We start from the raw sequence: 13,827 nt of genomic DNA on the forward strand, positions 1-13,827 counted from the left end.
TCAGGCCACCGCCTTGAGGACGCCGCTGCGCTCACCGATTTCGGTGAAGAAGCGCGCGCTGCGGCGGATCACGTCGCGGCGTTCGCGGTCGATGGTGATCATGTGGTAGCTGTCTTCCAGTACCACCAGTTCCTTCGGGCCGCTGACCCGCGACATCACCAGCTCGGCGTTGCCCATGCTGGCCACGTCGTCTTCGCGGGCGTGCATCACCAGGCACGGTGCGGTGACCTGGTGCAGGTGGCGGCGGGTCCAGTTGCTCAGGGCGCGCATCTCGGCCAACGCGTGCCAGGGGTTGCCCGGAAGGCCGGCGGCAGCGCTGTCGCCGGACAGCATGGCGGCGCTGACCTGTGCGCGCAGGCGTTCGTCGCGCAGGCCGTACGGCGGTTCTTCCATGAACATGCGGTCGCGGCCGATGTTGAAGCGCTTGAACCACGGCAGCAGGAACGAGAAGCGGGCCACGGCGGGAATGTTCCAGCCGTCATAGCGGAAGGTGGCGCCGTAAACGCCGACGCCGGACACCCACTCGGGGCGGCGCGCGGCCAGCGCCAGCGACAGTACCGCACCCATCGACAGGCCACCGACGAACAGCTGGTCGACCTTGCCACGCAGGCTCGCCGCCGCATCTTCCACACCCTGGTACCACTGTTCCCAAGTGGTCGCCAGCAGGTCATCCACGGTGCCGCAATGGCCGGGCAGCTGCACGCCGTGGACGGTGAAGCCGGCGTTGTTCAGGCCCTTGCCCAGCATGCGCATTTCCGCAGGGGTGCCGGTCAGGCCGTGGACCAGCAGCACGCCCTGCGGGCCACCGGGGAGGAAGAAGTCGTGCGATTCGGTCACCTGGCGGCTCCGGGACGGCAGTGGGGATGGTCAGGATCGCAAGCGCGATTTTCGCCAGCCTTTCAGCGTCCCGGTCCGGGTCAGGGGGCCTTCAGCAGCGGCAACGTGATGGCAACCTTGAGGCCCCCGCCGGCACGGTTGAGGAAGGTCAGGCGGCCGCCGAAGTGCTCCACCGCTTCGTGGGCGATGGCCAGGCCCAGGCCGGTGCCGCTGGCGGTGGTGCCGGGCGCGCGGAAGAAGCGCTCGCCCAGCCGCGGCATCACGTCCTCGGGTACGCCGGGTCCGTTGTCCTCCACATACAGCTCGACGTCATTGTCGTCCAGCGCGTGCACGCCGACCGTGACGGTCGCGCCGCGGCCGGCATAGCGCAGCGCATTGTCGATCAGGTTGTCCAGTGCCTCCTGCAGCTGGGCACCGTTGCCGAGCACGCGCAGCGGGCGAGGGCTGCCGCGGTAACCCAGATCAATGCCATCGCGGATGGCTTCGGGCACGCGCAACCGGACCCAGTGCGGCACCCGTTCGCACAGGTCCAGCGCTTCCACGGTTTCCGGGACGGTCTGCGCCCGGCTCAGTGCCAGCAGCTGGGTGCTGACCCGCGCGGTGCGCTGGTTGAGCCGGCGGATGTGCTGCAGTGCTTCGCGCACCGTGTCCGGGTCACCATGCGCCAGCGCCTGATCCACGTGCAGGGCCATGCCGGCCAATGGCGAGCGCAGCTGGTGCGCGGCATCGGCGATGAAACGGTTCTGCAGCGTGATCATTTCCGCCTGGCGGGCAAACAGATCGTCGATGGTACTGATCAGCGGCTGGATTTCTTCCGGAACGTCGGCATCGGAGATCGGCGCCAGTTCGCCGCGGCGCTGCGCCAGGCGGGTCCTCAGCGGGGTCAGGATGCGCAGGCCGTAGGTCACGCCGAACCAGACCAGGGCGGCGGTGCCCAGCGCCAGCATGGTCATCAGCGGAATGATGATCATCAGGATCTCGCGCGCACGCTGGCGGCGGTCGGCCATGCTTTCGGCCACGGTCACCGCCAGCTGGTCCTGCGGGTCGTTCATCGCCTGCGTGCAGACGGTGGCCATGCGCACCTGCTGGCCATTGAGGTTGCCGTCGTACAGCGCCGGATGCACACCGGTGCAGTCCTGCGAAGGGGCGTACGGGCTGAAGTCCGCGTTGCCGCTGAGCGTACCCATGCGGCTGCTGTCGACGTTGAAGTAGCGATGGCCGTCGGGGTCGTACTCGATCAGGAAGCGTGCCTGCGGAGACAGGTCGCTGGTCACCGGCATGGTGCTCAGCATCTGCGCGAACGAATGCGTGTCATCGATCAGGTTGCGGTCATGGATGCGGTTGGAATAGTCCAGCGCAACGTAATAGGCCAGGATCGTATTGAAGGTGAGCAGGCCCAGCATCGGCAACGCCAGGAAGGCGAGCAGGCGTCGACGCAGGCTGGGGGGGCCACTGATCACGAGGCGCTTTCGTCCTGCGCGTCTTCCAGCATGTAGCCCAGCCCGCGCACGGTGCGGATGCCCATGCCACCGGGTTGCAGCTTGCGGCGCAGGCGGTGCAGGGCGATGTCCAGGCCGTTGTCGGTGAGGTCCTGGCCCCAGTCGCACAGTGCTTCCACCAGCTGCGCGCGCGAGACGATGCGCTCGGCGCGTACCGCCAGCGCCGACAGCAGGCCGAACTCGCGTGCGGTCAGTTCCAGCGGCTGGTCGTCGATCCATACGCGGTGCCCGGCCAGGTCCAGGCGCAGGCGGCCGATGCGCAGGTCCGGGTTGCCATTGCTGGTGACCCGGCGCAGCTGTGCGCGCACGCGTGCTTCGAATTCGTCCAGTGCGAACGGCTTGACCAGATAGTCGTCGGCGCCGAGGTCGAGCACGCGCACGCGTTCGGCCAGGCCATCGCGGGCGGTCACCACCAGCACCGCCAGGCCATCACCGCGCTGGCGCAGGCGCTGCAGCACGTCGCGGCCGTCCAGCTGTGGCAGGCCCAGGTCCAGCACCAGCAATGCGTACTGGGTCGAGCCCAGCGCAGCGTCGGCGTGCGCACCGTTGTCGACGTGGTCAACCACGTGCCCCTGCCGGCGCAGCGAGGCGCACAGGCCGGAGGCGATATCCGGGTCGTCTTCAGCAATCAGAACGCGCATGTGCGGGGGGCTCCTGTGACGGTCAGGCCCACCGGAAGGACGGGGTGGACCTCTCGGTTGCCGAGGGTAGCGGCAAACCGGCTGAAGGTGGAGCGCGGCGGCACCGCCGGCGGCGGTCGCGCTGTCCCGCCATTCAGTCCTGCAGGCCGGGCTTGCCTTGTGCCAGCGGCACCCGTGAGCCATCCAGCAGGCCACGGCTGAGCCTGCCTTCCTCGATGAACAGCAGTTCGCCGTTCTCGCCGTTCTTGATGCTGCTGTCGATGGCGATCACGCGGTCGCCATGGAAGCTGCTGACGTGGGGCATCGAGGTGTGGCCGACGACGATGCGCTTGAGCTGCAGGCGGTCAAGCACTGCCTGTACACCCGCCGCGTCGAGGCGTCCATCGAAGTAGCCGCGGTACCAGATCGGGCTGGTCTTGCCGTCATACAACGGCGCAGTGGCCGGGTCGGCCTTCACCTCGGCCTTGGGCAGGCCCAGTGACGCCTGGTAGGCCGCGTTGGTGCGCGCCGGGTCCAGCGCCAGTTCCACCGCCTCGGGCGAGATGCCGCCGTGCAGGAACAGGGTGTCGCCGATCTTCAGCAGCACCGGGCGGGTACGCAGCCACTGCCCGATCACCGAATCGGCACCGTACAGCTTCGGGTAGCTTTGGCCGAGCAGCTGGGCGCTGCGCAGGTACTTCGGGTTGACGTAGCGCAGGTCGTCGTACAGCACCATGGTCTCATGGTTGCCGAGCACGAAGTGCACCGCGCCTCCGGCGGCTGCCGCCTGCTGCTGCAGGCCATACAGCAGCCAGAAGGCTTCGGTCACCTGCGGGCCACGATCGAACACATCGCCGGCAATGACCAGGGTGCTGGTGCCCAGCGCCCAGCGGTCCTGCGCATCGATCACCTTGTTGGCGCGCAGCAGGCGCACCAGCAGCCCGTACTGGCCGTGGATGTCGGACAGGGCGACGATGCGCGGTGTGGCCGGCAGTACGGAGATCGAAGGTGCATCCGGCGCGGCCACACGCACGGTGTGCCCGTAGCCGCAGCGTGGGGCGATATCGGTGCCTGCGGCCTGCGCGGCCAGCGTGTGCGACTCGACCTTGTCGTCGCAGATCCACTTGGCCTGCAGCTGCGTGCCCTCGCGGAATACATAGGGACCATCGGCCTGCACGTGGCCGGCGGGCGCGGCAACTTCGCGGGCCTGCGTGGCTCCGGCGCTGCAGGCCAGCAGTGGCAGCAGCAGGGCGGTCATCAGGGAAGGGCGATAGCGCGGCATCGGCGGCGTCCGGCGGCGGAAACATCCGATGCTAACCGGCGCGGCCGGATCGTGGTGTGCGCGAATGGGCGGATCAGGCGCCGCGCCCGTCGTCCTTGAGCTTGCGCACGCGGGTCGCGGCGGCCTGCAGGGGCCGACCGTCGCGCCCGTGCGGTTGCATGTAGGGCAGCGGTCGCCGCGTGCTGGATTCGATCAGCTGCGAATGGGCTTCACCGGCCTCGAAGCGATGGCGCTCTCCCCACTGGCGCAGTGCGACCAGCAGCGGGAACAGTTCCTGGCCAGCGGCGGTGAGCACGTACTCCTGGTAGGCCGTTCCATCGGAGGCCGGCTGCAGCCGCAGGATGCCGGCCTCGACCAGCCGGCGCAGGCGGTCGCTGAGGATGTTGCGCGCCGCGCCGAGGCTGCGCTGGAAATCACCGAAGCGGGTGATGCCGTCGAACGCGTCGCGGATCACCAGCAATGCCCAGCGGTCACCGAGCAGATCGGCGCTGCGGGCGACGGGGCAGGGGCTGTCGGCGTGCATGCTGGGAATCTCCGAATGTGGTTGCAGTTTAAAACCAATGTCGGTAGCCTGCATCAAGTTTCAAATTGCAACCACATCATGAGTGCCACATCGCTTCCCCGCCCGCTGCAGGTCCTGCTTGCGGTTGCCGCCGGCGCCAGCGTCGCCAACGTCTATTACGCACAGCCACTGTTGGATCAGCTTGCACGTGCCTTTGCGCTGGACCGTGCCGTGGCCGGCGCGGTGCTGGCTGCTACCCAGGCCGGTAGCGTGCTGGCGTTGCTTGGCTTGCTGCCGCTGGCCGATCGTGGTGACCGGCGACGCCTGCTGCGGCTGCAGTTGATGGCGTTGGTGCTGGGCTTGCTGTGGTTGGCATCGGCACGCACGGCGGGCTGGCTGTTGTCGGGCATGCTGCTGGCCGGCCTGCTGGGCACGGCGCTGACCCAGGGCCTGATCGCCTACACCGCCATGCTGGCACCGCCCGAGCAGCGCGGTCGCGTGGTCGGTGTGGTGCAGGGCGGTGTGTTCATCGGCCTGCTGTTGGCGCGCGTGGTATCGGGTGCGGTCGCAGCCACCATCGGCTGGCGGGCGGTCTACCTGCTGTCGGCAGCGGTGATGGGGGCCTTGGCGTTACTGTTGTGGCGGCGCCTGCCGGCGGTGCCGGTACCGGTGCTACCACCGCGTTGGCGCGAACTGCTGGGTTCGATGCTGGGCATGCTGCGCCGGAACCGCACGCTGCGCGAGCGTGGGCCGCTGGCTCTGTTGTTGTTTGCTGGCCTCAACGTGTTCTGGGCGGCGGCGCCGCTGCCGTTGTCGGCGCCTCCTTTGCAGTGGTCCACCGCGGCCATCGGTGCGCTCGGCCTGGCCGGCGTAGTGGGCGCATTGATGGCGGCGCGGGTCGGGCACTGGATGGACCGCGGTTTCACTGGTCGGGTCAGCCTTGGCGCGTTACTGCTGATGCTTGCCGCGTGGTGGCCGCTGCTGGGCCTGTCGCAGTCGCTGTCGTTGCTGCTGCTGGGCGTCATCGTGCTCGACCTCGGTGGGCAGGCACTGCACGTATCGAACCAGGCGCTGCTGCTGCGTGCACCGGCAGAACAGCATGGGCGCCTGGTGGCGCTGTACATGCTGTTCTATGCGGTGGGCAGTGGTGCCGGTGCGGCTGCCGGGCCCTGGATGCAGGCCCGGCATGGCTGGCCCGCGGTGTGCCTGCTGGGCGCCGGCATCGCGGCGCTGGCGTTGCTGTGGTGGGCGGGGTGGCGGGCGGTGGCGGGGAAATGAGCGGCTGCCACCCGTATCGGTAGAGCCGGCTGTCGGTAGCGTCGGCATGCCGTCAACGCTGCAGTGCGCGCCGTCCCGGGGCTTCCTGCAGGTCCGCACTGGCCACCACCACGCGGTTGCGGCCGCTGCGCTTGGCCTCGTACATCGCTGCGTCGGCACGTGCCATCAGCCGCTCGTAGTCCGGATGGCCGTCATGGCCGGCCACGCCGATGCTGGCAGTCAGCGACAGAACCTGGCCGTTGGCCAATGCCACCGGCGACTGCGCGATCTGCCGGCGCAGGCTTTCGGCGATCACCGAGGCCTGCGACTCGCTGGCCGCGACCAGCACCACCACGAATTCCTCGCCGCCATAGCGGAACAGGTAGTCACTGCCGCGGGTCAGCTGGCCTAGCAGGCCGGCGACGTGCTGCAACGCGCGGTCGCCGGCATCGTGGCCGTGGCCGTCGTTGATCGCCTTGAAGTGATCCAGGTCGAGCAGCAGCAGCGAGAACGGTGTGCGGTTGCGCGTGGCCAGTTCGATCTCACGGCGCAGCACCGTTGGCAGGAAGCGGCGGTTGAGCAGGTTGGTCAGTGCATCGCTGCCGGCATCCAGTTCACCGATGCGCTCGAACAGCAGCGTCATCAGGGTGCGGATGGCGGCCAGGTCCTCGCGGATGGCCGGCAGCACCGCCAGGCGCTGCGCCGGGGCATCGTTGCTTGCCCGCTGCAGGTTGCTGTCGATGCGGGCCATCAGCTGGCCGACCTGCCGGGTCTCGCTGCTCTCGCCGAAACTGGGGATGCCCTTGTGGGTGAACCACAGGCCGAATTCCGAGGTGGCCAGGCTGGCGCTGTCGCTGGCCTGCACATGACCGGCCAACGCGTAGAGCAGGGCGTTCTCCCAGTCCAGCAGCAGTGCCCGCTGGCGCTCGCGCTCGGTGCCGACGTTCTGCACCAGTGAGAACAGCCGGTACGCAGCATCGGCACGGGTGGAGCGCTCGCGGGCATGGGTGTAGGCCAGGGTCATGCCTTCCATGGCGATGTCCATGATCGCGCTGAGGCAGTCGATGGCGGCGAATGCGGTAGCGCTGTCGGGCGCATCATCGCGCAGGCGCACGAACAGCTCGTGCTTGAGCACGCGCGCGCCACGGGTCACCAGATCGACCGGAATGCCGACCCGGGCATGCACATCGCCGATCACCCGTTGCGAGGCGACAGTGGCGGCAATGCCGTTGGCATCGGTGGTCAGCAGCTGCACGAGCCAGCGCTGCATGGCTGGCTGCAGGCGCTGCTTGACCTGGTCATGGGACAGGAAACGGCGCGCGCGCGGGTCCTGCAGCAGGACGTCATAGAAGCGCTGGGCCAGTGTGGGGGGCGCGTCGTCGGCGGCCGCGTGCAACAGCGCAGTGGCGGCGGGGCCGGCCTGTTGCAGGCAGTGCTGCCAGGCCTCGGCCAGCGGCTGGCTGGCATCGTCCAGTTGGGGTGGTTCCACGTCGATCTCTGGCTGCGTACGACAAACCACGGGTATCGGCCGCGGTGGCGTGCGGTTGATGGCAGGTAAGCCCGCCAGTTTAAGCGCGATGCAGGGTTGCACGGTGCGCGGAGCACATCGGCGGCACTGCGGCAATGAGTGAACGCATTTGAGAATCACTTGCATTGATGGGACAATGCGCGCACGGATCGGGCCGCAGGTGACTGCGGCGACGCTCCGACTCCCCCTCGTCGTTGCCTCAAGCCCTTTGCCAGAGGCCCCGTTGCCCTGCCAGAAGGTCCAGATCATGTCTCCTGCCGTTGTCCTTTCGCCGCGCCCGCTGGCGCTCGCCGTTGCCGCCCTGCTGGCGGGCAGCGCCCTGATCGCCCACGCCGAAACCGACGCCACCGATATCGACACGGTGCATGTCACTGCCTCGCAGATTGCCCGCCAGGCACTGGGTACTTCGACCATCACCGCCGAGGACATCGCCAGGCGCCCGCCGGCCAACGACATCGCCGAACTGCTGCGCACCATGCCGGGCGTCAACCTCACCGGCAACAGCGCCTCGGGCCAGTACGGCAACAACCGCCAGATCGACCTGCGTGGCATGGGGCCGGAGAACACGCTGATCCTGGTCGATGGCAAGCGCATCGGTGCGCGGGATGCCGTGCGCATGGGCCGCAGCGGCGAACGCAATACGCGCGGCGATACCAACTGGGTACCGGCGGAAATGATCGAGCGCATCGAAGTGCTGCGCGGCCCTGCAGCGGCGCGCTACGGCTCCGGTGCTTCCGGCGGCGTGGTCAACATCATCACCAAGCGCCCGACCGGCGACCTGACCGGTGCGGTCGACCTGTATGGGCTGGTGCCCGAGCACAGCGCCGAAGGCGGCAGCGAGCGCGTCGGCCTGCAGCTCAGTGGGCCGATGACCGATACCCTGTCGTTCCGCCTGTACGGCAATCTCAACAAGACCGACGCCGACTCACTGGACCTCAACCGCCAGTACGCGACCAACCCGAACGCGGTGCCGCCGGCTGGCCGCGAGGGCGTCAAGAACCGCGACGTCAACGCGTTGCTGCGCTGGGACATCACCGCCGACCAGGTGGTGGAGTTCGAAGCCGGCACCAGCCGCCAGGGCAACATCTACGCCGGTGACCGCGCCGTCAGCACCACCGGTACCTCGACCGGAGTCGACCTGGCCGCCTTGGCCGAGGGCGAGGCGGAAACCAACCGCATGTACCGCAACACCGGCGCGATCACCCATCGCGGCCGCTGGGGGGACGTGACCTCGCGGGTAACGGCCGCAGTGGAAGCGGTGAACAACTCGCGCATCAACGAAGGCCTGGCCGGGGGCCCGGAGGGCAGCTTCAACGGCACCGACTGGTCGACTTCGCGCCTGCGCAACTACCAGCTGGATGGCGAAGTGAGTTTCCCGACCACGCTGGGTGGGGCCGAGAACATCTGGACGCTGGGCTTTGAATACCTCGACAGCCGCCTGACCGACCCGTATTCGATGAGCCAGTCCAGCAGCAGTGGCGGCGGCATCCCGGGGCTGTCGGCCGACCGTGCGCGCGGCAAGGCCGATGCGCAGACCACCGCCGTATTCGTGGAAGACAACATCTATCTGGGCGAGCGCTGGATCGTTACCCCGGGCCTGCGCTTCGACCACCACAGCCAGTTCGGCAACAACACCAGCCCCAGCCTCAATGCGCAGTTCCGCATCAACAGCGACTGGGTGGTGAAGGGCGGCATCGCGCGTGCGTTCAAGGCGCCGAACCTGTACCAGTCGAATCCGGACTATCTCTACTACACCCGTGGCAATGGTTGCCCGAATGCACTGCCGAGCCTCGGCGCCGGTTGCTACATGCGTGGCAACGCAGATCTGAAGGCGGAAACCAGCCTGAACAAGGAACTGGGCATCGAGTGGGCACCGCAGAGCGGCTGGCAGGCGTCGCTGACTTACTTCCACAACGACTACAAGGACAAGATCCAGGCCGGCTACGACCAGATCGGCCTGACTGCCGATGGCCGCGGCCGCATCTTCCGCTGGGAGAACGCACCCAAGGCGATCGTGCAGGGGCTTGAAGGCAACCTGGTGATCCCGCTGCTGGGCGAGCAGGGCAACCGCCTGAAGTGGAGCAACAACTTCACCTACATGGTGGAGAACGAGAACAAGAGCACCGGCCAGCCGCTGTCGGTGATTCCGAAGTACACCGTCAACACGATGCTGGACTGGCAGGCCACCGACAAGCTGTCGCTGCTGCTGACCGGCACCTTCTATGGCAAGCAGAAGCCGGCCACCACCAACATCAACAACGATCCGCGCTGCACTGGCACGTGCGACCCGTCGATCGCGCTGCAGGATCGCGGTGCGTACAACATCTGGGGCGTGAGCGCGCGCTACAAGGTGACCGAGACGGTCAGCTTCGGCTTCGGCGTCAACAACCTGGCCGACAAGCGCCTGTTCCGCGAGGCCAACAGCAGCGATGCCGGCGCGGCGACCTACAACGAGCCGGGCCGCGCGTACTGGGCCAGCCTGCGCTTCGGGTTCTGACCGCACGCGGACGTCGATCCGCTGCGTTCGCCAGGCGTGGCCTGGCGCTGCCGGCCACGCTCCGGTAGCGCCGGGCCATGTCCGGTGAGGGACCGCGTGGCCTGCAATGTTATAAACAGCGTAATAGTCTCCCCCGCCAGCACGGCGTAGCCTGCACCGCATCGCAAAGGAGCTGTTGCCATGGGCCACGACCACGATCACCTGCCATCCGAGATCCGTCACGAGAAACCCTTGTGGTGGGCACTCGGCCTGACCTCCACCTTCCTCGTCGTGGAGGTGGTGGGCGCGTTCTGGACCAACAGCCTCGCACTGCTGTCAGACGCCGCGCACATGGCCACCGATGCGCTGGCGCTGATGATCGCGCTGGTCGCGGTGCGGCTGAGTCGGCGCCCGCCGGACGCACGCCGCACCTACGGCTATGCACGTCTGGAAGCGCTGGGCGCAATGATCAACGGCGCCATGCTGTTCGTGGTTGCCGCCTACATCCTGTGGGAGGCGGTCGGGCGCTTCCGCGAGCCGCAGGAGATCGCCTCCTCCGGCATGCTGGTGATCGCCGCCGCAGGCCTGGTCATCAACCTGATCGCGATGCGCCTTCTGCAGGCCGGCAGTGGCGAGAGCCTCAACGTGAAGGGCGCCTACCTGGAAGTGTGGGCGGACATGCTCGGCTCGGTGGCGGTGATTGCCGGCGCGTTGTTGATCAAGTGGACCGGCTGGAAGCCGATCGACCCGATCCTGGCGGTGCTGATCGGTTTGTGGGTACTGCCACGCACCTACGTGCTGATGCGTGAGGCGATCAACGTGCTGCTGGAAGGCGTGCCCAAGGGCATGGACGTGGCCAAGGTGCGCGACAGCCTGTCAGGCCACGCTGCGGTGCTGGACGTGCATGACCTGCACGTGTGGGCGCTGGCCTCCAGCACGCCGGCGCTGACCGCGCACATCGTGATGCGCGACGGCACCGATGCCGATGCGCTGCGCCGTGAGTTGGGCGGGCGCCTGCACGATGACTTCGGCATCGAGCACGTGACACTGCAGATCGAAGCGGACCACTGCGGCGAAGCCTGTGGTGAGCCGGCGCCGGCCAAGGGCGGCGAGCACGAGGGCCATGAAGGCCACCACCATGGCGAGGACGCGCAGGGCCATCGCGGTCACGTGCATCGTTGATTGAAACTGAGGGCCGCGCCGGGTGGTGCCCGGCGTGGCTATTCGTCCCGCCGCGAGGCCAGCCGATCCGCCAGCCGGGTCGGTTCCGGCAGCCGGTACCCGCGCAGGGTGCGCTGCACCCAGTCCAGCGCGGTACCGGCACTGACCCGATGGCCGCCGGCCACGAACAGCGGCTTGCAGCGCACTTTGCTGCGCAGCACCCAGCCCAGTTGTTCATCGCCATCCAGCAGCGGCGTATGTGCACCGGCCTCGGCGCCCGGTTCGACGAACCGGCCCACCAGTTTCGACTTGGCCACGCCGATGCTTGGCAGGTTGGTGACCACGCCCAGATGCGCGGCCACGCCCAGCCTGCGCGGATGGCTGATGCCGTGGCCATCGACGAACACCAGGTCCGGCGTGCGCGGCAGCAGCGCCAGCGCGGCCAACAGCGCTGGCAACTCGCGGAAGCTGAGCAGGCCGGGGATGTAGGGCATCACCGTGGCGATGCGCGCGACTTCCTGAGCCACGGGCCGCAGCGTCTTCGCATCCAGCAGCACTGCCGCGGCACGGGTGACGGCGCCATTGTCCTCAAAGCCAACATCCAGCCCGGCCAGCCAGCGCACGTTGCGTGGCAGCCGGTCCTGGCGCTCCACGCGGCCAGCCAGCTGGATCTGCTGCGCGCGGGCAGCGGCGACGCTGCCTTCCCAGCGCCCGGGGTCGATCACCGTATTCATTGGTCACAGCATCGCATGCGCGGTGCCACGGCCCGGTGAGCGGCGGCCGGGGCTACAATGGCAGCCTGCCTTTCCTCGCGTTGGAGACCCTGCAGTGACCCGTAAACTCGTACTGTTGCGCCATGGCCAGAGCCAGTGGAACCTGGACAACCGCTTCACCGGCTGGGTCGATGTCGACCTGACCGAGCAGGGGCGCCGGGAAGCGGCCGCCGCCGGTCGGCTGATGCGCGAGGAAGGCCTGCAGTTCGACATCGCCCACACCTCGGTGCTCAAGCGCGCCATCCACACCCTGCAGGGTGCGCTGGCCGAGCTGGAGCAGGACTGGCTGCCGGTGAACAAGTCCTGGCGCCTCAATGAACGCCATTACGGTGGCCTGCAGGGCCTGGACAAGGCCGAGACCGCTGCCAAGCATGGCGAGGAGCAGGTCAAGGTGTGGCGCCGTTCGTACGACATCCCGCCGCCGCCGATGGATCTGGAAGATCCGGGCCACCCGATCCATGACCGTCGCTACGCCGGCCTGGACCGCAACGCGCTGCCGGGTACCGAGTCGCTGGCGACCACGCTGGACCGCGTGCTGCCGTACTGGCACGACGCCATCGCGCCGCAGCTGAAGGACGGCAAGACCGTGCTGGTCACGGCCCACGGCAACTCGCTGCGCGCGCTGTACAAGTACCTCAACAACGTCTCGCGCGAGGAAATCCTCGAGCTGAACATTCCGACCGGCATCCCGCTGCTGTTCGAGCTGAACGACGATCTGACCGTGCAGTCGTTCCGCTACCTGGGTGATCCGGAAGCGGCGCGCAAGGCCGCTGAAGCCGTGGCCAACCAGGGCAAGGCGAAATAAAGAAGCAGAAGGCCGGCGCAAGCCGGCCTTTTCTTTACTTGGATCGCTGCTCATTGGAATCGGAGTTTGGGCCGGTGGGCTTCTGCTCCTGGAGGTCGAGAAGGAAGGCCGCTGCTGAGATAGGGGGAGGGGAGGCCAATCCATAGAGCCATTTCGAGGCTTTCAAGTACGTTCCGATCCCGAGAGCATCAATGACCACATCGAGAAAAACTGAGGCCAGCCCTCGAACCACACGGGCTTGGTCGGCCTGACCCCTGATTGCCCTTGTCGTGGCATCGCGAATTTCGGCGGTCACATCAAGGTAGCTTCTCGCCGCATCCTCAATGTTCTTGTTCGCGATGTAACCGCGGAATTGCTTGGTGTAATCACTTGTGGCAATGCGATCAAAAATGACCGGGTCAGGTCCCTGAAATGACACGCAGTTGTCGACCATTGCATTGATTACAAAGCTTCCGGTCCTGTCCCTGGTGTTTTTGTCCCGGGTTGGATGGAACTGTGTTGGGAATCGTTTGGCAAAAAGAGCCTGCGAGAAGGAGTTCAATGAGAGCGTGGTAGGGAGTGATTTCTCAAGCGCCTTGTGAACTGCGATATCAGTTGCAAGGGTGGCGGGTGAGTTGGAGTTGGCAATGCAATGGACGCCAAGAATGTCAAGCGAGCGCGTGTGATTGTCGATTCTTCGGCCTTCAGAATCCCACCAGTATGCTCCGGCATGTTCTGCTTTCGGCCAATATTCTTCAAAGTTCCGACGGATCACCTCGCGCATGCCGTCGTCCCCGTAGTCCGGGGGGAGTTTCAGTGCGCTCCTTACGTTGTCCTGGACATGAGTGGGCTGCCTGTCGATTTCCCGGTCCAGATAGCGGATGCTTGGATGGCCGCGCAGGGATTGCGGGCAGAGGCTTTCGCAAAGGAACCAGATTTCGTCATAGAACACTGTTAGCGCCAACGAATTTTCAAGGATCGGATTCGGAGCGCCTACGCCATCATTCCTTGTCTGGTTCGCTGGATTCTGATAATCGTAGAACGTTGGGCCGCTGAGGCCGATGAATATCCTGGACGTCATTATTGCCCTCCTAGCAGGCTAACCGCG

At 67.0% G+C, this 13,827-nt stretch carries 12 protein-coding genes; 4 read left to right on the forward strand and 8 right to left on the reverse strand.

Annotation, left to right across the window (positions count from 1 at the left end; translation table 11 throughout):
• The 5 genes from B9Y82_RS04450 to B9Y82_RS04470 all read right to left on the reverse strand — a co-directional run bounded on the left by B9Y82_RS04450 (position 1) and on the right by B9Y82_RS04470 (position 4,761).
• Entirely contained in the window at positions 1-837 is an 837-nt protein-coding gene (locus B9Y82_RS04450; protein ID WP_100471695.1) for an alpha/beta hydrolase, read from the reverse strand.
• 80 nt (positions 838-917) lie between these two features.
• Positions 918-2,297 (reverse strand): sensor histidine kinase, encoded by a 1,380-nt coding sequence (locus B9Y82_RS04455; protein ID WP_100471696.1) that lies wholly within the window; start codon positions 2,295-2,297, stop codon positions 918-920.
• Complete coding sequence (locus B9Y82_RS04460; protein ID WP_100471697.1) at positions 2,294-2,977, reverse strand: response regulator; 684 nt, start codon at positions 2,975-2,977, stop codon at positions 2,294-2,296. Before B9Y82_RS04460 ends, B9Y82_RS04455 begins: the two co-directional genes overlap by 4 nt.
• 133 nt (positions 2,978-3,110) lie before the next feature.
• Positions 3,111-4,238 (reverse strand): metallophosphoesterase, encoded by a 1,128-nt coding sequence (locus B9Y82_RS04465; RefSeq protein ID WP_100471698.1) that lies wholly within the window; start codon positions 4,236-4,238, stop codon positions 3,111-3,113.
• Between the two features lie 73 nt (positions 4,239-4,311).
• Positions 4,312-4,761, reverse strand: coding sequence for a winged helix-turn-helix transcriptional regulator (locus tag B9Y82_RS04470; protein WP_100471699.1), 450 nt, complete (start codon positions 4,759-4,761; stop codon positions 4,312-4,314).
• A 78-nt stretch (positions 4,762-4,839) separates the two neighbouring features.
• On the opposite strand from B9Y82_RS04470, the gene B9Y82_RS04475 reads away from it, so the two are divergent.
• Complete coding sequence (locus tag B9Y82_RS04475) at positions 4,840-6,018, forward strand: MFS transporter (RefSeq protein ID WP_100471700.1); 1,179 nt, start codon at positions 4,840-4,842, stop codon at positions 6,016-6,018.
• A 52-nt stretch (positions 6,019-6,070) separates the two neighbouring features.
• On the opposite strand, the gene B9Y82_RS04480 is transcribed toward B9Y82_RS04475, so the two are convergent.
• Entirely contained in the window at positions 6,071-7,486 is a 1,416-nt protein-coding gene (locus B9Y82_RS04480) for a GGDEF domain-containing protein (RefSeq protein WP_100471701.1), read from the reverse strand.
• Between the two features lie 286 nt (positions 7,487-7,772).
• On the opposite strand from B9Y82_RS04480, the gene B9Y82_RS04485 reads away from it, so the two are divergent.
• Together B9Y82_RS04485 and B9Y82_RS04490 are read left to right on the forward strand one after the other, a co-directional pair.
• Positions 7,773-10,022: a TonB-dependent siderophore receptor gene (locus B9Y82_RS04485; RefSeq protein ID WP_100475169.1), complete on the forward strand. Its 2,250-nt coding sequence runs from the start codon at positions 7,773-7,775 to the stop codon at positions 10,020-10,022.
• A 180-nt stretch (positions 10,023-10,202) separates the two neighbouring features.
• Entirely contained in the window at positions 10,203-11,183 is a 981-nt protein-coding gene (locus tag B9Y82_RS04490) for a cation diffusion facilitator family transporter (RefSeq protein WP_100471702.1), read from the forward strand.
• 38 nt (positions 11,184-11,221) lie between these two features.
• On the opposite strand, the gene nfi is transcribed toward B9Y82_RS04490, so the two are convergent.
• Positions 11,222-11,896, reverse strand: a complete 675-nt coding sequence (gene nfi, locus B9Y82_RS04495) for a deoxyribonuclease V (protein WP_100471703.1) — start codon at positions 11,894-11,896, stop codon at positions 11,222-11,224.
• A 94-nt stretch (positions 11,897-11,990) separates the two neighbouring features.
• Here nfi and gpmA point away from each other — a divergent pair, with 94 nt between their 5' ends.
• Entirely contained in the window at positions 11,991-12,740 is a 750-nt protein-coding gene (gene gpmA / locus B9Y82_RS04500; RefSeq protein ID WP_100471704.1) for a 2,3-diphosphoglycerate-dependent phosphoglycerate mutase, read from the forward strand.
• A 34-nt stretch (positions 12,741-12,774) separates the two neighbouring features.
• Here the strand turns inward: gpmA and B9Y82_RS20555 are convergent, their stop codons facing one another.
• Entirely contained in the window at positions 12,775-13,800 is a 1,026-nt protein-coding gene (locus B9Y82_RS20555) for a hypothetical protein (protein WP_157804592.1), read from the reverse strand.
• Between the last annotated feature and the right edge of the window lie 27 nt (positions 13,801-13,827).

Source organism: Stenotrophomonas maltophilia (assembly GCF_002799155.1).
In the GTDB taxonomy this organism is placed as follows: Bacteria; Pseudomonadota; Gammaproteobacteria; order Xanthomonadales; family Xanthomonadaceae; genus Stenotrophomonas; species Stenotrophomonas maltophilia_R.

What these genes read in the sequence shown, in the direction of transcription:
- B9Y82_RS04460 (WP_100471697.1), bottom strand. Translation starts at nt 2,977, where the DNA reads ATGCGCGTTCTGATTGCTGAAGACGACCCGGATATCGCCTCCGGCCTG.
- B9Y82_RS04465 (WP_100471698.1), bottom strand. Translation starts at nt 4,238, where the DNA reads ATGCCGCGCTATCGCCCTTCCCTGATGACCGCCCTGCTGCTGCCACTG.
- B9Y82_RS04470 (WP_100471699.1), bottom strand. Translation starts at nt 4,761, where the DNA reads ATGCACGCCGACAGCCCCTGCCCCGTCGCCCGCAGCGCCGATCTGCTC.
- B9Y82_RS04475 (WP_100471700.1), top strand. Translation starts at nt 4,840, where the DNA reads ATGAGTGCCACATCGCTTCCCCGCCCGCTGCAGGTCCTGCTTGCGGTT.
- B9Y82_RS04485 (WP_100475169.1), top strand. Translation starts at nt 7,773, where the DNA reads ATGTCTCCTGCCGTTGTCCTTTCGCCGCGCCCGCTGGCGCTCGCCGTT.
- B9Y82_RS04490 (WP_100471702.1), top strand. Translation starts at nt 10,203, where the DNA reads ATGGGCCACGACCACGATCACCTGCCATCCGAGATCCGTCACGAGAAA.
- nfi (WP_100471703.1), bottom strand. Translation starts at nt 11,896, where the DNA reads ATGAATACGGTGATCGACCCCGGGCGCTGGGAAGGCAGCGTCGCCGCT.
- B9Y82_RS20555 (WP_157804592.1), bottom strand. Translation starts at nt 13,800, where the DNA reads ATGACGTCCAGGATATTCATCGGCCTCAGCGGCCCAACGTTCTACGAT.